Source organism: Enterobacter cloacae complex sp. FDA-CDC-AR_0164, from assembly GCF_003071645.1.
Taxonomy (GTDB): domain Bacteria; phylum Pseudomonadota; class Gammaproteobacteria; order Enterobacterales; family Enterobacteriaceae; genus Enterobacter; species Enterobacter ludwigii.
Genome location: NZ_CP028950.1, coordinates 2574387 through 2596133 on the forward strand (window position 1 = coordinate 2574387; position 21747 = coordinate 2596133).

Annotated in this window: 22 protein-coding genes and 1 pseudogene; 4 read left to right on the top strand and 19 right to left on the bottom strand. The window is 48.5% G+C overall.

The window, feature by feature from the left end:
* Positions 1-343: 343 nt before the first annotated feature.
* The 12 genes and pseudogenes from AM410_RS24125 to AM410_RS12735 all read right to left on the bottom strand — a co-directional run bounded on the left by AM410_RS24125 (position 344) and on the right by AM410_RS12735 (position 8578).
* Positions 344-517, bottom strand: coding sequence for a hypothetical protein (locus AM410_RS24125; RefSeq protein ID WP_233098554.1), 174 nt, complete (start codon positions 515-517; stop codon positions 344-346).
* Between the two features lie 2 nt (positions 518-519).
* A complete protein-coding gene (locus tag AM410_RS12685; protein ID WP_108647910.1) occupies positions 520-816 on the bottom strand; it encodes a hypothetical protein in 297 nt (98 codons plus the stop codon).
* A 269-nt stretch (positions 817-1085) separates the two neighbouring features.
* Positions 1086-1415: a TA system toxin CbtA family protein gene (locus AM410_RS12690; protein WP_108647911.1), complete on the bottom strand. Its 330-nt coding sequence runs from the start codon at positions 1413-1415 to the stop codon at positions 1086-1088.
* Positions 1416-1435: 20 nt separating this feature from the next.
* Positions 1436-1753 carry a type IV toxin-antitoxin system YeeU family antitoxin gene (locus AM410_RS12695; RefSeq protein WP_108647913.1) on the bottom strand — a complete coding sequence of 106 codons (318 nt, stop codon included), beginning with the start codon at positions 1751-1753 and terminating at the stop codon, positions 1436-1438.
* Between the two features lie 18 nt (positions 1754-1771).
* Positions 1772-1993, bottom strand: a complete 222-nt coding sequence (locus AM410_RS12700; protein WP_000691992.1) for a DUF987 domain-containing protein — start codon at positions 1991-1993, stop codon at positions 1772-1774.
* An 8-nt stretch (positions 1994-2001) separates the two neighbouring features.
* Positions 2002-2484 (bottom strand): JAB domain-containing protein, encoded by a 483-nt coding sequence (locus tag AM410_RS12705; protein WP_040083479.1) that lies wholly within the window; start codon positions 2482-2484, stop codon positions 2002-2004.
* A gap of 8 nt (positions 2485-2492) precedes the next feature.
* Positions 2493-2951, bottom strand: coding sequence for an antirestriction protein (locus AM410_RS12710; protein ID WP_000211836.1), 459 nt, complete (start codon positions 2949-2951; stop codon positions 2493-2495).
* A 101-nt stretch (positions 2952-3052) separates the two neighbouring features.
* Positions 3053-3237 (bottom strand): annotated as a pseudogene (locus AM410_RS12715) (DUF905 family protein).
* A 336-nt stretch (positions 3238-3573) separates the two neighbouring features.
* Positions 3574-5793, bottom strand: coding sequence for a hypothetical protein (locus AM410_RS12720; protein WP_236900064.1), 2220 nt, complete (start codon positions 5791-5793; stop codon positions 3574-3576).
* A 597-nt stretch (positions 5794-6390) separates the two neighbouring features.
* Positions 6391-7563, bottom strand: coding sequence for a YiiX/YebB-like N1pC/P60 family cysteine hydrolase (locus tag AM410_RS12725; RefSeq protein WP_108647914.1), 1173 nt, complete (start codon positions 7561-7563; stop codon positions 6391-6393).
* Positions 7564-8067: 504 nt separating this feature from the next.
* Positions 8068-8346 (bottom strand): hypothetical protein, encoded by a 279-nt coding sequence (locus tag AM410_RS12730; RefSeq protein ID WP_108647916.1) that lies wholly within the window; start codon positions 8344-8346, stop codon positions 8068-8070.
* A gap of 52 nt (positions 8347-8398) precedes the next feature.
* A complete protein-coding gene (locus AM410_RS12735; protein ID WP_108647918.1) occupies positions 8399-8578 on the bottom strand; it encodes a DUF3606 domain-containing protein in 180 nt (59 codons plus the stop codon).
* Positions 8579-9116: 538 nt separating this feature from the next.
* Here AM410_RS12735 and AM410_RS12740 point away from each other — a divergent pair.
* Both AM410_RS12740 and AM410_RS12745 read left to right on the top strand, forming a co-directional pair.
* The gene (locus AM410_RS12740) at positions 9117-10055 is read left to right on the top strand and encodes a hypothetical protein (RefSeq protein WP_236900065.1); all 939 of its coding nucleotides are present in this window, start codon (positions 9117-9119) and stop codon (positions 10053-10055) included.
* 397 nt (positions 10056-10452) lie between these two features.
* On the top strand, positions 10453-12054 hold the full coding sequence (locus AM410_RS12745; protein WP_181012742.1) for a hypothetical protein: 1602 nt from the start codon (positions 10453-10455) through the stop codon (positions 12052-12054).
* A gap of 205 nt (positions 12055-12259) precedes the next feature.
* Here the strand turns inward: AM410_RS12745 and AM410_RS12750 are convergent, their stop codons facing one another.
* From AM410_RS12750 to AM410_RS12780, 7 genes are all read right to left on the bottom strand, one after another.
* Positions 12260-13042, bottom strand: a complete 783-nt coding sequence (locus AM410_RS12750; RefSeq protein WP_108647920.1) for a DUF2971 domain-containing protein — start codon at positions 13040-13042, stop codon at positions 12260-12262.
* 306 nt (positions 13043-13348) lie between these two features.
* The gene (yfjT, locus tag AM410_RS12755; RefSeq protein WP_000702494.1) at positions 13349-13816 is read right to left on the bottom strand and encodes a protein YfjT; all 468 of its coding nucleotides are present in this window, start codon (positions 13814-13816) and stop codon (positions 13349-13351) included.
* Positions 13817-13839: 23 nt separating this feature from the next.
* Positions 13840-14283 carry a YfjS/YafY family lipoprotein gene (locus AM410_RS12760; RefSeq protein WP_108647921.1) on the bottom strand — a complete coding sequence of 148 codons (444 nt, stop codon included), beginning with the start codon at positions 14281-14283 and terminating at the stop codon, positions 13840-13842.
* The gene (locus tag AM410_RS12765) at positions 14283-14519 is read right to left on the bottom strand and encodes a hypothetical protein (RefSeq protein WP_108647923.1); all 237 of its coding nucleotides are present in this window, start codon (positions 14517-14519) and stop codon (positions 14283-14285) included. The genes AM410_RS12760 and AM410_RS12765 overlap by 1 nt, the downstream gene beginning before the upstream one ends.
* A gap of 36 nt (positions 14520-14555) precedes the next feature.
* Positions 14556-15257 (bottom strand): DeoR family transcriptional regulator, encoded by a 702-nt coding sequence (locus AM410_RS12770; protein ID WP_108647924.1) that lies wholly within the window; start codon positions 15255-15257, stop codon positions 14556-14558.
* 216 nt (positions 15258-15473) lie between these two features.
* Positions 15474-16295: a DUF932 domain-containing protein gene (locus AM410_RS12775; protein WP_108647926.1), complete on the bottom strand. Its 822-nt coding sequence runs from the start codon at positions 16293-16295 to the stop codon at positions 15474-15476.
* A gap of 93 nt (positions 16296-16388) precedes the next feature.
* On the bottom strand, positions 16389-17252 hold the full coding sequence (locus tag AM410_RS12780; RefSeq protein WP_108647928.1) for a GTPase family protein: 864 nt from the start codon (positions 17250-17252) through the stop codon (positions 16389-16391).
* A 640-nt stretch (positions 17253-17892) separates the two neighbouring features.
* Between AM410_RS12780 and abpA the strand changes: the two genes are divergently transcribed.
* Positions 17893-19509 (top strand): anti-bacteriophage protein AbpA, encoded by a 1617-nt coding sequence (gene abpA / locus AM410_RS12790; protein ID WP_108647932.1) that lies wholly within the window; start codon positions 17893-17895, stop codon positions 19507-19509.
* Positions 19506-21686 (top strand): DEAD/DEAH box helicase, encoded by a 2181-nt coding sequence (locus AM410_RS12795; protein WP_108647934.1) that lies wholly within the window; start codon positions 19506-19508, stop codon positions 21684-21686. Before abpA ends, AM410_RS12795 begins: the two co-directional genes overlap by 4 nt.
* The last annotated feature ends 61 nt before the right edge of the window (positions 21687-21747 follow it).

Below are 21747 nucleotides of genomic sequence, written 5' to 3' on the forward strand. Positions count from 1 at the left end.
CGGGGCCTTTACAATGTTAACGTACTGACGTTGCGCTTTGCAGAAAGTCGCATCAACGAACTTTCTCTGGCGCAGGAGTGGCTGAAATCGTCATGTATTTTTTCAGGCCAGCCTCTCGTTTTACACCTTGGGGTCTGAGCCAAAAGGAAGCCTTAAGCGCGGGGAGTCGACGTTGTTCACTGTCCAGAGAAAATTACCAATGAATCTGAAATTGATACTAGCTACGGCAACGGATAATACCTCAAAACTTCCCGTAGAATACTCATTACCCAAACGGACGATTTCTTTAACGCCATCCTTAGCATCGATAAGAGCAATTGTCAGTGACTCCTCGAAAATAATGTCATTCGTTAAAAAAGATATAGTGATGATCATTAACCTGAACAGCTGCTTCCAGTATTTGCCCTTGTACAATAATGCCTGTGCTATTGCCATTGATCACTACGTTAGACTGCGCCTGGGATAAATCTGTCGCTTCCTGACCCTTTACCAGAGATATTGAATTAACCTGTTTCATAATCAATTCCACACACTCCCCATCTCCCATACTGCAAGAGCACCGCTGACAAAACCACCAATAAGTACACAAACAGGTGCATCTGGCCCATACATCAATCCCGCCATTACGCAGCCTGCGGCGTTTATCACTATTTGCCGCCCCGATTCTGAGACCTTATTCTCAGCGGTATAAATTTCGTAAACAGAAATTGCAATCGAGGGTACGACGAGCCCTTTTCCTAAACGCGAGAGCTGCATCGATTTCTCTGGATTAAGCTGGTTGCCCTCGGACAACGATAGACACAAAAAAGCCCACATGGCTTGCGCCGTGCGGGCTCTTAGGACTTCATCGGATGACTCTGGTAATCATCGATGGAGAATTTTGGTGGGCTGGCGGAGTCTGAATTGGTTGTGTAACTTGTTGTTTGATAAGTTTTAACCTTCAATTCAATTTTCAATTTGGTCCCATTGTTGGTCCTAAAAGAAAATGTCAGGTTTTTTGCAGGGGAGGGGAGGTTACAGCAGGAGCCTCTTCGTCTGTGAGATTAGCATTTTGCTTTCCTTTGGTCTGCTCTGTATTTAAGCGTTTATTTCACGTTAGTTTTTAGCAAGCCGGTAGAGCGCCTTGCTCGCAAAATATCCACTACGGAAAGATACGGGGTCTGCTCTTGCCACGAAAATCCTTTCCGATCAAAACGCACTAGTTCGTACTTATCCACCAGAAAGTTGACTGCATCAGTCAAGGTGATACCAGCATCAATATGTTCCTTAATAACAGTTTCATCACTGAATGGCGTATCGTTCAGGGTCAGACCATAGTGTTTTTCTAGTAGCCGTGTAAGAAGCATTTGCCAGACTGCAACGGGCGACAGACAGGGCTTCGCCGCCCGCGAAATTGTAGCCGGTAGAGTTTTCATGTTTGCTCTCGTGAAATTCGTTAGCGTTGAGTGGGATAAATGGCGATATATACGTAGCCGCAACTACCAAGGGTATCGGCTTCGCAGGTGAAACCATTGTGGTTCAGGGTGACACAGTGGGCATGGCGAGGATTCATTTCACCAGTGGTCAGCATTGATTCCATCTGACTGATAAAATGCGGGAATGCGACATCCAACTTCAGACACTCGGCATCACTAAACTTATCGGTGATATTTGCCCGCTCAGCCAGATAGTGCAGCCGGTTCCCCTCCTGCACCAGACGGGCTCCCAGGCGTGGCGTAATGTCCCGCTGCAGGCCCCATGTGATGTTACTCATTTATAGCCTCCTTTATTGTCAGTTCAGGGTAATACTCATTAGGCAGGCATACGGTCCGTTGCGGTCCTGGCGACGTTCGGCGTATACCGCCAGCACGCCGGGAATGTCAGGAACTACCTGACCGTTGTAATGACAGACACTGCCGCGCCACTGGTATCTGCCGGTGCAGTAGCGAAAAATACGGGAGGCCGGATGCTGACGGTAAATCGTCATCGCCCGGCGTTTACTGATAATTTTCATGTAATACCTCAAAGCAGACCGTGTTCAGCGAACGACAATATCTGCGTGCCACCGACGATAAGGTGGTCAGGCACACGGATATCAACGAGCTGGAGCGCCTGCACCAGACGCTGCGTGACAGCTTTATCGGCCTGACTGGGTGTGGTGTCACCGGAAGGGTGGTTGTGCGCAAATAACACTGCTGCCGCATTAAAGTACAGAGCCCGCTTGACCACCTCACGGGGATGTACCTCGGTGCTGCTAATGGAACCGGCAAACAGGGTTTCGTGGGCAATCAACTGGTTCTGCTGATTGAGATAAAGCACCATAAACTCCTCTCGCTCAAGCCCGGCCATTTTCAACCGCAGCCAGTCGCGGGCGGCCTGTGTGGAGGTGAACGCCACGCCAGTTTCGCGCAGGTGGCGGTCAAGCAGGGCCAGGGCATGTTGCACAGTGCGTTGTGCGCTTAGTGGGAGTACCGGAGCCAGTGGGGAAATTGACTGTTCCATCATGAGTGTCCTCAATCAATAATGCGCAGAATGGTGCTGGATTCAGGGTGCTGCAGGGCATAATCCCGCAGTCGGTAATAGTGCTCAGTCATGGCATCGCATTCGGTGCGACAGGCGTGATGGCTGTATTCAATCAGGCAGGCAGCGATACCGGCGGCTTCCGCACTCATTTCCGCATCATTGTCGTTCATGCTGTTGAGCAGATGCCATTTATCATCACTGTCAGCATCGGGAGCCATAAACGCGCCGCCATTGCTGAGCGTGTAAAAGGACCAGATACCGCCGTTGTACTCATCACAGAAGCGGTCCATCCAGGCGAAAATGCGTGGTTCCAGCGTTATCCACTGCGGGATAGTACCAAAGTACAGCGGCCAGAAATCGAGACGCTGTTCGTCAGGTACTGGTGTTGCAGTAAGGTCAAATTGAGGTTCATTAGCGGGCACCAGTTCGCATTGCGTTTGTGTCGTCATGGATTTTCTCCGTCAATAAAAAACGCCAGCGGCGATGGCTGGCGTATGAGGTAATAAAGCGCGTTTGGGAAGGTGAAATGTTGCTGGTAAATGATTCGGAGTCAGTGGGGGAAGGTGTCTGTGCGGATGCCTGTTCTGCGGATATAACGGCTAAGACCTTCACCGGCATCCGGTTAAAAGTTCCATGCCCGTCAACCATCCGACCTTCGGCATCACGAATTATCAGGCGGACGTGACTGTCCTGGTCGTTTTCAATGTTAATGTCGGTGATACCGGCAGATACCAGTGGCCCTGCTACGCAATCAGCCGATGCCCACTGCGGCAGACCAGAAAGCGTTTGTTAAAATGACTACCAACCTTCAGAGTTGCTCATTACTACTTCCCTGAAAAATAATAAAAAAGCGGCAGAATCGTGAGATTCTGCCGTTAATCGGGTATGTTCATAGAAATGATATATATCTGAATGCTTTTATATTGCTGATAGGCCGTTCTGTGCCAGGAGCGGACGTTAATGAGAACAATCTGTGGCAATCAACGGGGTGTAGGCCAATTAGACTGGACTACCCCCGCCCCGGTAGACGATTCTGCCCTATAGTTGGAACATGAATTTCTCCCCGAAGCATTAATCAGATTGGCGGCGAACCTCGATTTCAACAATATGGCGAGGTGTTCGCCCAAGCCGAGGATCGCCGTTGGCGACGGCGATGATGTCCTCATGCTCGTCGCCAGCCCACAGGCCAACAAGCTCGTGCAGAAAAAAATCCGCGTAGGAGCAGCTGGCGTCGCGCACCTGCATCACCGAAACCGTGGATTTGCTCGTGTGCAATTGGGTCAAATTTCTGACGAGCCGCGCTGGGGCAACCCAGAGAACCGGGCGAGGCGAGGCCGGAGTCGTGAATAGGTAGTAGGCGTGTTCTGACTGTTTGAGTATGTCCTCGCACTGTTTCAGGTTAATGCCTACCGTCGAACTGAAGGCCTGTCCCGAATTAGTGCCTTTGCGCTTTTTCACCTGCATAAGGGTCGCACGCTGGACCACTGTTTTCCCCTTGTCCACGATACGGCTCAGGAACAGCACGTCTGCTCCCAGCGGAGCACCGGCTTGTGTGTTCGCCCCTTCCTCCCGCTTACTGGGTTGACGCACGTTCACTGTCAGGCTCGGATACGTCGCCCGCGTCGTAGCCGAGAGTTGGCGCAACTGGCTACTCACGTTGCTAATCGCCACCTTTGTCAGACTCAGGAGGCGCGCCGTATGGGCTTCCTCGTCCTCTCCCCAGGTATCCGGATATTCGCAACAAAATTCTTCCTCAATCTGGCTAAGCGCCCTATAGATGATGCGCTCCACCGAAGGGTCGCCCAGCCAAGTTTGGGCTCCTACGCTAGGCAACACAGCGGCACCCTCGCTCCGACCTACCGGCCCCTCTAGGTCCAGTGCACCTTGCTTGGACCGCACTAGTCCCTTGCACCTCAGTTGCAGTTGCCTTACATCAGTGCCGACAAGCCGATTCGCAAACGCCAGATGCTCCTCGTCATCCATCAATCGCAAAAGCACTGGCTCGACTTCGGCGAATGCCGTCTGCTCGAGCCAAAGGCAGGCAAAATTGAGGAGCCCTTGGGCTAACTCAGGTTCCTCATTAACCCGATCGAACAGATCCTGCCGCCAGGCCTCGCGGGCGGACGGACCTAATTGGGTCCACAGCGTTTCTCTATCCCACGCCTGGGATGGTAGTTCTCTGAGGCTGGCAACGACGCTTTGCTGACTAGACCGCGCTGGGTCTCCAAACTCGTGCCAAGCAGCCGCAAGCGCGAGGTCCGAGGGTATGGTGTCCACGTACAATGTAGCAAGACTCGAGAAGGCTTTGGCAACGCAATGCTTGATATTGTCTTTCTTCTCTTTCTTCGAAATGATGTTCCAGCGCAGGAACAGATTACGTACATCCTCCGGCAATATCGCGCGACAATGTTGGATTAGCTCAGGAAATACTGACGGATCTGCTCGTTCAAAAACCTGTTCGCAAGCCCACCGGGAATTCTGCACTGTCGGCGAATTCGCATATAGAGAGGAGATCAACTCAGTCATTCCGCGGTTTGAATAGTCCGACGTCCTGTTGATATTTTTTTCCAAGTAGTCGCGTACAGGCTGCCAATGCTGCTGGACCAGTTGTTCGAAAGCCCAAGGATCCCCCCCCAGATGAGGGTCGACTAGATCAAGAACATAGATGCAATCTTCCTCGGACGTATTGACCACCAACGCCTTCATGATCTGCTGATCATCCAAATACTTATTCCGAGAATATGAGCGGTTAGCGAGCAACCATTCAACCCAAATCGCACTTGACTTGATTTCCGCCACAATGATTTCACGTAAGCCCGGAGGATCGCCATTAAGTATGCCCTCCCAGAAGATATCCTGAGCGTGCAGGTAAGAATTTGGGTCCAAGATAGAGGACGACTTCTCGATCCCCGCGGATCCGTGTCCGAGAATTTTTAAGGTCAGCGCTATCTGCCCCTGCTGTGCCGCATCCTTGAATTCGAACGTAAAGTGCTCACGCTCTGTTTGCGATCTATAAGGCCAACTCTTAGCTGTAATGAGGTTCTTAGTTGATAGGTGGGAGTAGTCCAAACGAAGAATGTCTTCTTGGATGGTAAAATACCGTGAGAGGAATTCGACAAGCGGTTGATCCCAACCTTCCAACGAAATACTGGCAACTGTCGATTGATTGTCGAAGTCAATATTTACTAACAAGATGATCTCCTTTTCCCCGTAGCTGGCATCGACGACCTTCGCCATGGTGGTCTGCAAATTCTCAATAAGTCTACCGTAGCCAAATCGCAGGCGGTTCAAGGAACCGCTCCTAGATAACAACAGACATTATAGAATTAAGTTGATCTTTTTATTACATCTTGATCTATTCCCAGTTGATTGGCACACGGCATTGTTAGCAAGATTCATGGTGACTCAACTACGGACTTCTGCTCTTCGCTCATAGCGGACTACGAAACTACCCCAGATTATTTCCTCGCTTCAAATCTCTTGCCTGAACTTTTCCTTCAGTCCCGCGAAGGACGACCACTACAGTTCCGACATTGGGGTTTTCGGATCTGCGGAAACGGAAGCAGGCTCAGAGGATGTTCGTTACCGAGATGCGGCAGCAAACTTCCGCAAGTTATTGCAACTGGTGCCGGATGCCATCAAGCGTCTCCGGGAAAACAGCCAGCTTTTAAGCAGATGACAGCGGCAACGTTTGCTGACACCGGTCTGATCCCGATCCCTCAGCCTCTGATTGCAGAATTACTGCGGCCCTTTTAACGTGTATAACAGCGCTGGTCTTCCGGGCACTGACCAGCAGTTGTCTGCGCTTACGTCTTGCTTGCTATCGGTGGGTGCCCAAGATACATCAGGTCAGTAAGTGCGCCTCATGAGTTTACGGTATTGATAACTTCAGGAAATAGCAATCTCCGGTGCATGCTCCCTTATTTCTTTTAAAATAGCATTACTTAGCTCATAAATTTCACTGAAAAACGGAATATCTTTTTTTAAGACAGAGTACTGTTCTATGATCACGGTACGGTCATACAGCGCCTGCAATAGGCCTTCATATATAGAAAATTCGGCTTTAAAATAATCTAGATCCCATACAAGATTATGTTTGCCATTTATGTATGACTGCAGGCGGGGAATAAAAACCTGAGCTTCTTTGTTGATCTCCCCCCAAAGCCTCTCAGAAATTTCATTATCGTCAGCATCCTGGCCAATCCGGGCACTGAACAGGTCAAAATCATAGCGAAAGGGGTTCTGTTGCCTGTCCATTTCAATATGGTCTAGGTAGCCCGATGCTCGCATGGCCTCCGTCATTTCCCCGTCAAGCCCGGGAGAAGTTCTGTTTTCGAATGCGGCCTGAGTAATGTCGTTTAACGTCGTGACAGTCACTTCTCCGTCTGAGTCCCCCACGGTTTTGATACCGTGATTTTTTAAAATACCGAGTGCCGCTTCCACAAAACGAACCGTATTTTTAGCATGACTGGCGTGCGGCGAAACCTCAAGCGCGAATGCGGCCTCTTGTTCGGAAGCACGGCGGACCATATCAGGGACTGTCACCAGAAGCCCGCATCGTTCAAGTTCAGCAGGCGAGCAGAAATTCGCATCACTGACAAGATTTATGCCTGCTTTTTTAAAGCATTGCGCCACTAAGCGTGAACAAAACTGTTTTCTGCTGTTTTCACGGAATTTCCTCGTAAATTCAGGGCCTTTCACTAAAATGGCTTCAGCAACTGAATACTGGCTGCCCACAAGGTAACGGGCCTGATTGCACGCAATTGTTGTTATTTCTTGTCCCGGATCTTTGGCCAGCCTAAGGACTTTGAAATCAGATATGGCCCTTACCGCCGATCGGTTTGGAATACGACTGAATACGCCTCCGTCACTTGTGGCTTCAATAATCGTCCCGCCAACATATATCATTGCATGAGAGTAGTGGCTGCCGGTCTGCTGGCAGATTATATCTGAGTGCATTTCATACCCCCGCTCCAGAATAATATCTCCGGGACGGAGACTGCCATGACGCAGTATGAAATACGGGCCAGCATAATCATTCGAGCTTGTAAATTTTCCCATCTTTTAATCTCCATGTTGTATTTGTGTGTTTGATCTGTCCGGACTGCCGGAACTCGAATTTAACAATGGTCTCCCTTTATACTGATTTCCCGTTACGATCTATACTGACAGTTGCCAGGCCGCCCGGCGGGAGGCCTCGGACAGAGGCATATGGCAGGAACGTTTCAAATTCACCTTTCATATTCAATTTCAATAGAAGAATGTAAAACCTTCCAGTAACAGACCGCAAGAGCTCGGGTACTGGGCGTTTTCGGATCTCAGATTACAACTGGAAGAAACTGCGTTCTTCGATAGCCAGTCTTTCAGCCTGACGATGGCATGCGGCATGTGGATGCCGGGTGATGAAGGTTCACTCTGTGCCATTACCGGACATACTGAGCAGAATGCCAAAAAGGAAGCATTCAGGACATATAGCAAGGGAGCAGGGATGAAAGAATTAACCCAGTATATTTAATGTGTCAATTATGATAGCTTCTGAATAAAAGGGGGCTATCCCCCCTTTTATTACTTGTGCCACTCAGTCAGAATTTGGTTACTAATTTCATCCGAGAGATTGTACCAATAAGCTGAGTTATTGGTTGCGTCTACAACAATAAGCTTATCATCACTATCCATGACCGCCCTTACAATTTTGGCTGCATCCTCGGCAGAGTAACTACAGTTAACATACCAGTTCGATTCAGTTGGTACAGCCCAATTCCCTAAAGATTTAATTGCATCATACACAGCTGCATAATCTTTCGTTTTAATGAGGTCGTAAGTAATAAATAAATTATTAGCCATAAATCATCTTCCAAAGGACAAAGAAAAAAGCGCCCCGGAAGGCGCTCATATATCAATGGTCTTTAAGCCATGCCTGTACTTTCTTAGCCGAATGACCTACGGCCTGTACGGCTTGAATAAGTTTGGCCTCACTAACTCCATACTTTTCAGCCCAATCACGTCTCTCGTAATCCTGTTTGATACTTATTAAATCATTGTCAGGGCTACCGATTTTGGTCTTGTCATCAGCCATTTTACTGATTCCTCGTGATACAGGCTTATGCCTGCCCATTAGTTATATGACTCCCGTGCAGCTTCGTAAACGATCAATAATCAAACAATTGACACTGATCATAAAACCAGTTAAAGGCTTTGACTCTACTCAGGATTGATGACGCCAACCCCTTTATATTGTTGTCGGTAACTCACCAGCATTGAACTCATGCTGGTGGGTGAAAGGCCAAATAAACGCCTAACATTAAAGCCGCCCTCAGCAGCGTTCGCGGAGCAATATATCGCAGCGCGCACGCGCCCGATTCTATGACAGTGATTAATACGGCAGACGTTAGGCGCTGTCACCACACAGCGGCGGTATTTATAGTTCCAAAGGAAGACACGGACAGCGGCCACGTCAATGCGGCGCAGTTCCAGCCGCCCAGAACCATTCAACAGAAAGCGATACACATCTTCGAATACAGCAGCATTTGTTACTAACGGTGCGAAAGTGATCCATATCCGACGCCTGAAATCAGATCCAGGGGTTAATCTGCTCTCCTGATTCGGGAGAGCTTATGGTCACTTTTGAGACAGTTATGGAAATTAAAATCCTGCACAAGCAGGGTATGAGCAACCCTAGCCGCTGCCACGTTTCAAGTGTCAGTAAGTTCTTTTTCAGATCTCATACAGCCTTCGGCTGGGTGAGGCGCATGGGGGAAGTTGAAGCCTTAACCGTTGAGGGTAATCGAACCATAAGCGTGCAATTTTTCAAGCCGGGCGCTATTTTATTCTTGGAAACAATTAGCACGCCACCCCAAGGACAACTCATGATCGAGTTTATCGCAGAGCATATAAACACAGTAGGCACACTTATCTCCGCTTTTGCAGCATTGCTAACAGCAGTTGCAACATTTTTCTTGTGGAGAGTAACAAGGCTATTAGCAGACGAGACAAAAAGGATGGTTGACGCATCAGTTCAACCTCATGTCGTTGTGACTCTTGAACCAAATTCTTGGGCTGCTTTTTATTTTGATATCAATATTGCTAATACCGGAAATGCCCCAGCCTATGATATTGAAATCGGATTTAATCCCCCACTGGTAAATGCAGAACATAGAAAAAATAGAGGTATACCATTTAGCAAGGTTAGCGTATTGAAAAATGGCCATTCCCTCAACAGCAGTCTTTGCAAGTATGAACAGATTAAAGATCAAGTTTATTCCGTCAGTATTAGTTGGTCTAAACAGCCGGGCTCAACTGAAAGAGAGCGGAATGAGTATTCTTATGATATGGCTTTTTTCGAGGGGGTTAGCTACTTAGGAGCAAGGAGCCCAATGACACAGATAGCCGAGCAGGTGAAAAAGATTAGAGAAGACTGGAGGCCGATTTCCCAAGGAGGCAAAAAAATTAAAACAGACAACTATAGCTCAAGTGACAGAGCCGAGGAACAACGAGCACATGAAGAGTGGTATCAGACCACTGCAAAGGAATGGGAAGAAAAGCAAAAAAGATAACTAATGCAATTGACCTGCTCCCCATAAATTAACATACCACAATCTCAGGTCCGCTCTTCGCTCGTAGCAGACCTTACGGCTCTTCAGGTGGTCCGCTTCGTGCCAGAAGAGGGCGCTGCTTGCATCATGATGTGTTGGCTTACCGGAAGCAGGACAGGAAAACAAAAATGTCTGTTTGGGACAGCATCAATTTAAAATGCATACGATGTGTTTGCTGGATTGATACATTCAACACCTGAGCTTAGTGAACTCGACAGGTCGGGGCTTGGCCTTTTTTTATCTACAAAAATGTTGGAGCACCCCAACCCATGATTTTTTAAACGAGCTATGTATTACAAATTTATCTGACGCATGTAAACTTGTCAGAAAAATACTGAACACAAAAAACGAAGATCATATGACAACGCCGACACAAACTGATACTGCTAGCTTGCTCACCATATTAGGGGTAATCGCTGCCGTCTGGGCGTTGATTTCCCCTACTAACAGGCTTCGCCTTCGCTTCTGCATGACTTGGAGAGATTGGTTTGTCGGTGGCGGAGTTTTTCTCCTCATTCATTATTTAGTTTTTGCTCCGACCTTAGAAAGGCTTGGACTGTACTATAGTTTAGGGTCGTGGAAGTGGGGGCTTGATAGTTCAAGCGCGGTTTACCTGCTTCTATTATCCGTTGCCTGCTATTTCTTTTGGCGTACAAGATTTCCTACTCTTGCTCGAGGTAGAGTCCACATATTCCGTGAATTGATTGAAAACTTGCATCTCACTAGGCGCTATGACGAGTTGGTATTATTAGTCGAACCTCAGTTGCCGAAACTAATTTCCTTGACCAAGCGGCAGTCTTTGCTCGTGCGCTGGATTGATCGCTTCGACAGGCAACAAATTGATATGGCAGCTATTTTTCGAGGTGAAAGACCAATAGTATTACCTGCATGGCGAAAGCGTTTGAATTCCTTACTTCAAAAATTGAAGTCGTGGAGTCTAGTTCGTGATGATGCCAGCACGCAAGCCCATGAAGTCCTCTTGAATCTGGTCACCTCTCCAGAGCTAACCATCCATCTGGCGGTTGCGCATCCACATTTTTGCCTTAGGCTTCTTCAATCCAATGAAGCTATACGCTCCGATTTTATTGACCACTACATAGATGCACTGCTCGATGCTCCTGGAAGTCGTCTCTACGTGGAGTTGAAAAACAATCAAAACCAGAGTGTTGGTAGTAGGTTATATCTTCCTGAAAATAACAGATTGCTTCGATTTTTCTTTGCCGACGCCGAGATGGCGCTGAAGAACGGTTTGGATAAGGCCATTGGAGAGGCTGTATGCAGACGGCTAGATGAAGATAATAAGTTGATCGAGAAACTTAACAAACCGCTAGGTTCCTACCATGACGCAGGCAGGTTCCGCTGCCCAATCAATTCGGGAATAACACTTTTCGAAATCATGATTCATGAGGGTATCCATCAGGGGCTTCAAGACCATATGTGGTTACACTATTTTGGCTACTTCGCGGAGAAGATCCTTAAGCAGATAGCTGTGCCGCCGGATGAGGAAAGCTATCAAGAGTGGCCGACACCTTATCACTTTCTTCTCTATCGCCTAGTCAGCATTGCCACGGATTGGGCTGAACAGAGCGCACGGATTAAGGACTCTGAGATACCTGAGGCTACCCGTGCTGGTGATGGTTTTGATCGGCACTATATTTCTAAGGAAGCCACTAAGTTGCTTGGCTCAATGCTAAGAGACATCATTCCAAGTGAGAAAATCTCTGCACAGTTCAAGACATATTTACTTGAGGTCGTCGTCCGTAGCCATATCAATATTCAGCGTGACACTAATTTAGCGGATGTCTCCTCATCATTTCTTACTGCGGTGATCATTGGCTCGGATATGCCGACCAAGAACTCATATCGTGTGGCCTTGAAAAGAGAATTTCAAAAAATTGACCATGTAATGAGAAGTGATGCATCAGAATTTAGGCAAGCTCTCGATGCTTCCCTTGTATGATATTGATGGAGGCTGGGTCCAAATGAAGTAGTGCGCTGATCTGCTCCCAGTTTATTAACACTCCGCAATGCTAGTAACTTCCCCAAGTCGGTTATAACAATTACCAACGTCCGCTACTCGCTCATTGCGGACCTTAGGGGACTTCAGGAAGTCCGCTCCATGCCGGGAGCGTACATTGTTGACATGGTAATCGCCGCGGATAATCTCAACCGCCTATGTGGTTACGTTCCATCGCTCTTAAAACCTTCTCTGCAGAATCAAATATATCCATCCTCTGCATATCATGCGGGTATTTGGTGTATTCATAACTTTCTATGGCGAGATCCCATGTACTTTTTTTAAATTCACACTGATATAACTGCACTGCCTTGTTCAAAATCAATGCTTCTAATGTACTGTTATTTTTAATTATTTCATCAACCTTCTTGTTGTTTATCCCAATATAGATACCTGTTATTGATTTTAGATCAATTATTTTATCAATTAAAACCGTGCCTTGTTTTTGTAATGCGTCTGTCTTTTTTATTATTCTGATTTCTTCTTCATATTTCCAATGCAGTGATTTAGTAAGCAATAATTTACTAATTATATCAGTATTATAGATATTTTCTTGACTGATTTTTAGTTTGCTTTTCATTCGGCTCTCTAAATAAACAATTTCACCTTTCGGAGCTGTAATCAGGCATTTTGTTTCATCATCAAATCCTGCTTTCTCAGTGTCGATTGCTACAACAAAGCCCTGATGCTTATCAGCATAATGTGACCACATCAATACGTTGAGTGGATTTTTAGAAAGGCATAAACAGGCAAGGTTTTGATTGATCTCATACCTCATAGTTAATGATTCAATTGATTCATCATCAAGTGCATATCCATAACTTTCGAACGGATCATTAAACTCACTGTGAGGGGTGAATTTTATAGAAATGCAGCCATCTTTGAAGAATCGATCTAATGATGCATTGTCTATGTATTTGTACAAAATCATAAAATACTCAGAATTATCTATAGGTGTTATCAGTGTACAGCCTTTCGACAGGGTAGGGGTAAGTATCCCGCTTAACCAGCACGTGCATACCCTGGATCGCCTAATAGCATAACTTTCAGGGTATAAAAGTCTATACCTCGCTCTTAGCAGACCTTACAACCAAAAAAAGATAAATATATCTGAAAAAAACTGACCACTGCGCTCATCGTTCGAAAGTACGTGGCCTACCTCTGGAGATTAAGAAAAAAATGAAAACCCTGGCAGCCACAGGCAATCAGGGTTGTCGGGAACGTGAAAATGCAACTATCAGTCGTTAGTGCAGTCCGCTAATGTTGGCAGGACCTTTTGTGCATTCCGAACATCAAGGTTAAACGATCCAACTTTCTGGTCATTGACGTAGACGTCGAACTGCCGGGCCTTACGGATATCCATGATGAAGCTGAACCAAGTATTATCTCCGTTACGCCAGCCAAGGGTTGAGGGAATGGCATATTGCTTATGGTCCATCACCACTGTGATGTCAGTACTGTCATCATGTGAGCTGATCGTTTTATCCCCTGCGAGGGTCAGAAAAACCGAGTGCTGGTAAATACCGTTCTGGTCCGGATTTTCCGTACAGTTGATGGTAAACATTTTCCCACTGGCATCCGTCACGCTGTATTCCGCATTGCCCTGGCCGTAACCTTGCTGCCAAATCCCCGGGAGCGCAGAAGCAGTAAAGCTGGTAAACAATGCTCCTGCCAGAACAAACCGGCTTAGTGAACGTATTTTCATTTCTGTCTCCTTTATCTTTGTATTTATTCCCTGTTATCAGGATTTGAGGGTATCAGCAGCCGTCCCATCAGTTTGCCGTCATGGGAATATTCAAGGAAACGCTCCCGGGTACGCGGGTCAGTTTTCTCGTGGTATTCCAGTCTGATGTTGTCGGCAATACACAGCGCATTCATCAACGGCTGCACGGTTTTTTCCTCCATATCCACGAGGTAGTAGTAACTGCCTCCCTCGCAGCCATCGGGCGACTGGCGGGTACGTAAGACCTGCAGGGTGAGACCGGATGAGTAGCCAATCTGTGACCATTCTTCGCTGACATCATCCTGACGGCTGACAACATCGCTGAAGCGCGGAGGCGTGAGGTCCTTGAATTTGCTGATGGCCTTCAGGTCATCACTCCTGTCATCGCAGGCGCTCAGAAACAGAATGGTGGCAACCAGGGCCAGCAGAGGTGGTGTTTTACGTTTCATTATTTTTTCCCTGAAATCAGACGAACTACTTTGGCAAAGACATAAATGCCGACGAAAACACCCACGGGTATGCCGACGAACGGTGTCAGTGCGACACTGGCAGCACCGGCTGTCCCTCCACCTGTTAGCAACGCAGCAACAGTGGCAAGGGTCAGGGCCGTGAGGCTCTCGGACACCCCGGTTTTGCTCAGAATGATGACGATGACAACAATGGCGATAATGGCAATGAATGGCATAGGCTCTCCCTGCGGATTAGTTGAGATAGACCTGCATTATTCCGGTGGGCTGTCGACCGGAACAAACGCAAGCAGTGACTGCTGGATAAAGCGAAAATGAGGTAAGGTCTGAATAAAGACCGGGTCTTCAACAAGACGACACAGACTGTCGTTACGCCGGAAAGTCTCCTGCAGGGGCTGAACCAGATGGATTTCATCCAGGGTGAATACAGCGATATGTCCGTCGTGCTCTGCCACCAGGTACCAGGTCTGCTGGTGGATGAGTAACCGGCAGGGAGCCAGCCGCTCGCAGCGCCGTCCCTCTGCAATCAGCGTCACCCGCCTGCCCCCGGTAATGGCCTGAATCAGTCGCCAGAAAGACAATGCTACTGACGGCGAAGAAACCGGATTAGCTGGTGCTATTACGCAGGGGGACTCATCGCACATCAGCAGTGCGTTCACCAGACGACGGTCAAAACCAGGGAAAAGACCGGCCATCCCGCTGCGGTGGGCAAAGATAAGCACGTCGGGCACCATCTGCGTCTCACTGCCAGCAGTGCGTAAGCGGCAATATCCGGACTGATACTCCAGGTCCAGATACATCAGCCGCTCGCGAAAATCACGCCGCAGCGTACGTACCGACACACCAAACTCAGCGGCCAGCTTACGTACACTCAGCGTTTCCCCCGCCACCAGACGGCTGATTATCAGTGACAGCCTGACAGCCAGCCGGTCATGGCGGCGCTCTGCCTGTGTCATGAGAGGTTCTCCAGGAAAGTTAACTGGCTGAAAATGATGTGATTATTTTAAAGAGAGGGGCGGACAGGGTATGGACACAACAGAAACTATTTTTCATTTCTGCAAAAGCCAGATGTAGCGGGGGTTACAAGCCATCCCTCGGTGAGTGAGGACCGCCAGCACGTTGCAATGCGGACAGGTGGTGTCCGGTATTAACAACGTGGCAACATGAAACGCTTACTGCAGCTGCGTGAGCATCGCTTCCGCCATCACCCATAGTGCCCGGTTAAGTTTCACGTCCCCGTCAATACCGCGAACGGCACGGGTATGTGACCGTCCTCCTTTGGCGTTACGCCCACTGAGACCGCCCTTAATCAGGTTCTCCTGAATACGCTGGTACGTTGTCCACAGGTCGTTACTCTCATCCTGCCAGCGGCGCGGAGAGAGTATTTGCGACTCAGTCACCGGCTGGTGGTCTTCACCAAAGCGGTATGTGAGAGCGGCTTTTGCCAGTGCCTGCTGTGCCGGGGGCGGCAACAGCAACGACTGCATGGCATCCCGTTTCTCCTCCACCCGGTCAAAAATCCCCAGTACCTCATACGCGCCTTCAATCACCTGACTCACCACGTCCCCCTTATGCGGCACCCGCACCTCGCCAAACGACTCACCACAGACAAGGCCGTTCTGACAAACCGCACGAAATAGTCCCGGCAGCATCTGGTACGAACTGCTGCCATCGTGAGAGTTGAGCAGGATAATTTCCGGCACCTGCTTACCGGTTATCTGTCCCTCACGCCGCAGACGCAGCATATGCTTGGTGTGTTCGCGACGATCCGGATCACGCACACGGGTCTGACAGGCAAAGAATGGCTGGAAGCCTTCCCGCTGTAGACTGTCCAACAGAGATATAGTCGGAATATAGGTATAACGTTCACTGCGGGATTCGTGTTTGTCCTCGCTGAATACGCTGGGCACCACGCGAAACAGCTCCTCACGGGTTAACGGACGGTCACGACGAATAAGATTTGCAGCGCCAAAGCGCGAAGTAAGACGGGTCATAAATAGACTCCTCATAACGGGGAAAACTAATAAAAAGAGAGCCCTGTCGCTTGTGCGACAGGGCTCGAGAAAAAGCAGGCAAGCGTTAAACATTCAGAAGAAGAAATTCCAGACAGCCCGGGCAACGGACACCACGGTGTTACGGACAGCCTGTATGACTGCCCGCACCGGGGCCGATATCAGCGGCAGGGCACTTACCGCATCCAGCGCCGCGCCGACGGTTTCACCAAAATCGTCACGCGCTTTCTCCTGGACTGTCGCTGTACGAAAGGGAGTCTGCAGTTGCGCCACCACGGGACTGCTGGCCTCACGGGGAAGGCACTTAATCATCCGCTCAGCCATCATCTGCAATCCCCACTTAGCCCGAACCGAAATGGCACACACCGGATATACTGGCTGAAATAGCTCATGCAGCAGGCAGATTTTGCGGCTGATATTCTGCTTCTGCGCAGCGGACAACTGACCATTACCGCTGGTGGGTTCGGCCTTGTCCGACTGACTGATAACGAACAGCACCTTATGCCGGTATACCTCACCAATAACCTGACGGTAAAAGTGCTCATCCACCGCCAGAGCCCGATCATCAGCCTTAATCAGCCACAGCACCAGATCCAACCGGGGAAGCTGTTGCTGGTAAAGCGCAGCATACTCAGCATCGCGGGCACTGCTTTCCCCCACACCGGGAAGGTCAACGATCGTCATCAGACGCTCACCGACCTGCAGACGAAAGCGCAGTGCCTCACGCGTACAGGCGGCCACATCACTGACCGGCGATACCTCCCCAGAAAAGAGTGCATTGCACAGACTGGATTTACCGGCTCCAGTTTTGTCCATAATGCCTATTACCGGCTCATAGTTAGTGATCTGGTTTATCTGCTGCAATAAGCGTTCAGATAACCAGTATGGCAAGCCGGACAGCGATTGCTGAAACGACTTCAATCCTTCAGAATTCTCCATCACTACTCCTCTGAAAAATAATACAAAAACGGCAGAATCGTGAGATTCTGCCGTTAATAGGATATGTTCAGGAGAATGATATCTATCTGAAGATTATTTCACTGCACACAACTGCAGAATCTCTCTGAGCCCACAACACCATTTATCGGGACGGGATCAGACCAGAACAGAGCGGACAGAGAGCCAAAAGCAAGCCATCATTATGAGCTCTGAAGAGTAGTGGCCGGAGGGCAAGATATTAACAACATGGAAAGCCATGAACACGTGATGTTGATATTGCTCAAAGGGCATTGAGATAAACTTCGACTAACCAGGAAATAGTGCGCGCAACTGTGTTTTATTCTATCAAGTGTGATTACAATCGCTGGTGTTGCCAAAGTGCCGATGACGGTCTCAGCTCCGAACCATTTGAAAACCAAAATTTCGCTTGGGGCTGTGTCTACCTTATGTTAGCTGTAGCAGTATACAATATAACCAAATTAGCCATCATGATTCTAATATTCATGGAATCGTGAAAAGTTTGATACCTGTGACCGGAAACGGCTATGAGGTATGTAGATCACTGGTTATTATTCAGTGATCAGATTGGACTGTGTCATATCATCTTCTTAATTTTCGCAAAGTTGTCACGGATGTCTAAATGGAGTCGAACGATTCAGGCGGAGTAGCCGCCAAGCACGGTTTCTTATTTCAGGACTGCGTAGCCGCTTACCATGTCACCCGAATGCTTCGTGACAAGACTATCCGCAGTGTTCGCTGCGAGGTCACAGACGATATCGACATTGTATCTGATGGATACATCGACTTCGTTCAGGTAAAAAGCACCGGCAAAACACGTTGGAACATTTCGGACATCGTTCAGAATTCAAAAGGTGCTGATAAAAAGACGATCCCCTGCAGTTCAATTTTGCACAAATCAATGCAGTGTGAGTCTGACTCGGTCCCTGGACGTAGGTACTCCATCGTCACAGAGGAAAAGGTCAATAAAACCCTTGAGTACCTGACGATCAACCCAAACGCCCGACTAGATAAGCCTGGCCGACAGGAACTCATCGATGATCTCAACAAACGCACAAACAATTATTTAACAGACTCAGGTATAAGCGTTTCAGATTGGGTCGATGCGGCTACGTGGGAAGTGTTTTCATCCCTGCGAGAACTGGAACTTCTGGGGATCAAAAACATACGGCTGGCCTCCCATGATCTACATGGGGTCATTCTCAGTTCTGAAACCGTTGCTGAAGACATTTGGTGCCGAATCCTTGATACCGTGACGCGCAAGGGCGAGCATTCTCGACGCATTCATAGTGCAGATGACAAGTCCTACTTACGACCAGACCTACTTGAGTGGTTCAAGCAGCGTGTCGAAGATGACCAATCTCGGGCAGGTCGCAAAATCTACGTCAAACGGGACTTACCCCACATCCTTACGCCATTTAGAGCACCTCTGGCTTCGGTCTGTGCTAAGCGTAAAGGCCAGGTTCTCCATCAGCAGTACTCGCTTAAGAAATACCGCTACAAGCACATCGCGGATAACGTCTGCCAATGGTTGGATGAGGTCTTTCTCCGACCAAAAGAAATGTCTGATATTCATAAACTAACAATCATTGAAAAGCGAGAACGACTAAAGAATTCCGTCTTCAAATCGCTCCATGACGTCAGCGAATTCTTGGGTCGAGTGTTGTTGCATGCAACGATCCGGCAGCACCACGAAAGCCAGCCTATCCCTTGCATGCTATACGTGGAAAAAGCAGGGGCCGAAAAAATTCTTGAAAATGTGCATATTGTTCGCCGCGATCCAGAAGGCGATCAGCTTTGGATTGGCTTCAGCGAGTTGGTGACTGATATTGACATTGCCGTCAGACTGCCGGAGTTACGGGATCGGTTGTACGAGGACATTTCAGATTGCATCGATACAGCACGCAGAAAGATCCTCGACATTAAAGACGATAACTACCTGCTTCGCCACGATATTGACGAAATTCTTGATGGTAGCCAACCTTTCGATGCTCACCTCGATCGTTTCACGTTTATTCTGTTCGTGGGCTACGACTCCAAGCTGCTAACTGAGCCTGAAATGCCGGGGTTCGAGGATGACTTGGAGAAGGAAACGACGGCGCTATTCGAAAAATTCGCGGCTGACCTGATCGAGGATTCGCCGTTTGCGAATCTTTGCATCCACGTATTCATTTATCCAGCCCCGAGTCTTGAGCGGTTAACCCAATTAGTTGATGAGAAGGTGAGAGAGGTCGTATGACAGAGGTCTATGAACAGGCGAAACATAGCCTGCAGGGTGAGGACTTCTCATCTTTCAATTATCTGTTTGCGGTTAACAAGCTGTTGTCTAATCCTGTTTCGTATGACTTAGGCCGGGACTTGATCGTGCGAGCTCTCGATTCGCGCGAGCGGTTTTCCGAGCACACCACAATATTGAAAAATATGGTGAGAAAATCAGGTTTGTTCCCGTATCTCAAAAAGGAGTTCACCAGCCTGACACCGGATGACCTGAGGGTGCTTGAGCTATACCGGACGCCATTCTCGGATGGTTTTGTTTTCCACTCAATGCAGTTCCACATATTTGATCTGCTTAAGTCCGGTCAAAACGTGGTGCTGAGCGCACCTACAAGCATGGGCAAAAGCGCAATCGTCGATTCATTGCTCGGCATGGGAACTTTGAAACGGCTTGTTCTGGTTGTTCCAACCGTGGCTCTTGCCGACGAAACCCGTCGCCGACTGCAAGAGCGATTCGGTGACCGATATCAGATCATCCACCACAGTTCCCAAGTGTGCCATTCCGATCAGGCTGTCTACGTGTTAACTCAGGAGCGAGTGAACGAGCGTGACGACATCGTCGACATTGACCTCTTCGTCATTGACGAGTTTTACAAGTTGGCGTTCCGACAACTGAAAAGCGGGGACATTGATCATCAAGACGAACGAGTCATCGAGCTCAACATTGCGTTGAGTAAACTGCTTAAGGTCTCCAGGCAGTTTTACCTGACTGGACCGTTCGTTAACAGCATTCGCGGTCTCGAAAGACTTGGGTATCCGCATACTTTCGTTTCTACCGACTTCAATACAGTCGCGCTAGATGTTAAGACGTTCGGCATCAAAGCGAATGACGACAAAGCCAAGCTCAACGCGCTAGGGGAAATCGCGCACGCATGCGTCGACGCAACGATCATTTATTGCAAGTCACCAACTGTTGCGGGCCTGGTGGCGCGCGAGCTGATCAGGCTTGGGCATGGCACTCCGACTGAGAGTCCTCATGTCGACTGGGTCAGCGAAGAGTTCGATGCCGACTGGGATTACACAGTCGCACTTAGAAACGGTATTGGCTTGCATTTTGGCGCGCTACCGAGAGCACTGCAGCAATACACCGCCGACCAATTCAATGCTGGAAAACTGCGCTTTTTGCTCTGCACCTCCACGATCATTGAAGGAGTCAACACTATCGCTAAGAACGTCGTGATCTACGACAACCGCGATGGAACTCGCAGCATTGACAAATTCACCCATGGGAACATCAAAGGGCGCGCCGGGCGCATGGGCGTTCACTTCGTCGGCAAAATTTTTTGCCTGGAGGAAATCCCGGAAGACAATCTCAATCAAGAGGTGGATATTCCGCTCGGTATTCAGGACATTGATACCCCAATCAACCTTTTAGCCAGCGTTCAACCAGACCACTTGTCCGAGTTTTCACAGGATCGTTTTGATGAGGTTTTCATAAACGACCGTGTTTCCATCGACCTTGTGAAGAAGCATTCGTACTTCCGTGTCGAGCAGTTCGAAATGCTGCAAAGCATGTTCGAGATGATGGACGACAACGAATTTTCCTCGTTAGTGTTTCACTGGACCCCCGCGACAAACTTCCTCAAGACCTTTGCAAAGATCATTGCCAGACTGGTTCCCCATACGTTCAGTCGCAATGGGGTCCCTGTTAAGCCTACTGATGTCATGATCGCAAAACTTGCTGGCTATTTAAGTGCTGAAAGTTATTCGGAATATCTGAAAAATCAGATCGATTATGCACGACAGTGGGTTTCTGAAGGGGAGAAGCGTACTCTTTCCATCGCCCTCAACAATGATTTGAAGCTCATCACCAATACCTTCGGTTATACCCTACCTAAGGTGCTCAGCTTGATGGAGGATGTAGTTAAACACCACGCTTTAAAGCGTGGTATACGCAGCAAAGTCGATTACACGCATGTCAAATTGGCGTTCGAAAGTTTCCATCTACCACCAGGTGTCAATGCCTTGGAAGAGATAGGCATTCCCATCCAGACGTTACACCGACTGGTAGACTTGCTGGAATTTTCCGACCAGGCTGATGTGGATGAGTTGTGCCAGTATCTTCGGGATACTCAGGACATTTGGAGTCGATCGATTGGATATGTGGATCAGACTTTCATCAGGCGCGCACTCGGTATTTGACGACATTGATTTAGGTACGTTTGACCGGGATACTTACATACGGAACGCGGGAAGAAGCCCA

Coding starts and splice junctions, on each gene's coding strand:
- AM410_RS24125 (WP_233098554.1), bottom strand. CDS start 517: ATGAAACAGGTTAATTCAATATCTCTGGTAAAGGGTCAGGAAGCGACA.
- AM410_RS12685 (WP_108647910.1), bottom strand. CDS start 816: ATGTGGGCTTTTTTGTGTCTATCGTTGTCCGAGGGCAACCAGCTTAAT.
- AM410_RS12690 (WP_108647911.1), bottom strand. CDS start 1,415: ATGAAAACTCTACCGGCTACAATTTCGCGGGCGGCGAAGCCCTGTCTG.
- AM410_RS12695 (WP_108647913.1), bottom strand. CDS start 1,753: ATGAGTAACATCACATGGGGCCTGCAGCGGGACATTACGCCACGCCTG.
- AM410_RS12700 (WP_000691992.1), bottom strand. CDS start 1,993: ATGAAAATTATCAGTAAACGCCGGGCGATGACGATTTACCGTCAGCAT.
- AM410_RS12705 (WP_040083479.1), bottom strand. CDS start 2,484: ATGATGGAACAGTCAATTTCCCCACTGGCTCCGGTACTCCCACTAAGC.
- AM410_RS12710 (WP_000211836.1), bottom strand. CDS start 2,951: ATGACGACACAAACGCAATGCGAACTGGTGCCCGCTAATGAACCTCAA.
- AM410_RS12725 (WP_108647914.1), bottom strand. CDS start 7,563: ATGGGAAAATTTACAAGCTCGAATGATTATGCTGGCCCGTATTTCATA.
- AM410_RS12730 (WP_108647916.1), bottom strand. CDS start 8,346: ATGGCTAATAATTTATTTATTACTTACGACCTCATTAAAACGAAAGAT.
- AM410_RS12735 (WP_108647918.1), bottom strand. CDS start 8,578: ATGGCTGATGACAAGACCAAAATCGGTAGCCCTGACAATGATTTAATA.
- AM410_RS12740 (WP_236900065.1), top strand. CDS start 9,117: ATGGTCACTTTTGAGACAGTTATGGAAATTAAAATCCTGCACAAGCAG.
- AM410_RS12745 (WP_181012742.1), top strand. CDS start 10,453: ATGACAACGCCGACACAAACTGATACTGCTAGCTTGCTCACCATATTA.
- AM410_RS12750 (WP_108647920.1), bottom strand. CDS start 13,042: ATGATTTTGTACAAATACATAGACAATGCATCATTAGATCGATTCTTC.
- yfjT (WP_000702494.1), bottom strand. CDS start 13,816: ATGAAAATACGTTCACTAAGCCGGTTTGTTCTGGCAGGAGCATTGTTT.
- AM410_RS12760 (WP_108647921.1), bottom strand. CDS start 14,283: ATGAAACGTAAAACACCACCTCTGCTGGCCCTGGTTGCCACCATTCTG.
- AM410_RS12765 (WP_108647923.1), bottom strand. CDS start 14,519: ATGCCATTCATTGCCATTATCGCCATTGTTGTCATCGTCATCATTCTG.
- AM410_RS12770 (WP_108647924.1), bottom strand. CDS start 15,257: ATGACACAGGCAGAGCGCCGCCATGACCGGCTGGCTGTCAGGCTGTCA.
- AM410_RS12775 (WP_108647926.1), bottom strand. CDS start 16,295: ATGACCCGTCTTACTTCGCGCTTTGGCGCTGCAAATCTTATTCGTCGT.
- AM410_RS12780 (WP_108647928.1), bottom strand. CDS start 17,252: ATGGAGAATTCTGAAGGATTGAAGTCGTTTCAGCAATCGCTGTCCGGC.
- abpA (WP_108647932.1), top strand. CDS start 17,893: ATGGAGTCGAACGATTCAGGCGGAGTAGCCGCCAAGCACGGTTTCTTA.
- AM410_RS12795 (WP_108647934.1), top strand. CDS start 19,506: ATGACAGAGGTCTATGAACAGGCGAAACATAGCCTGCAGGGTGAGGAC.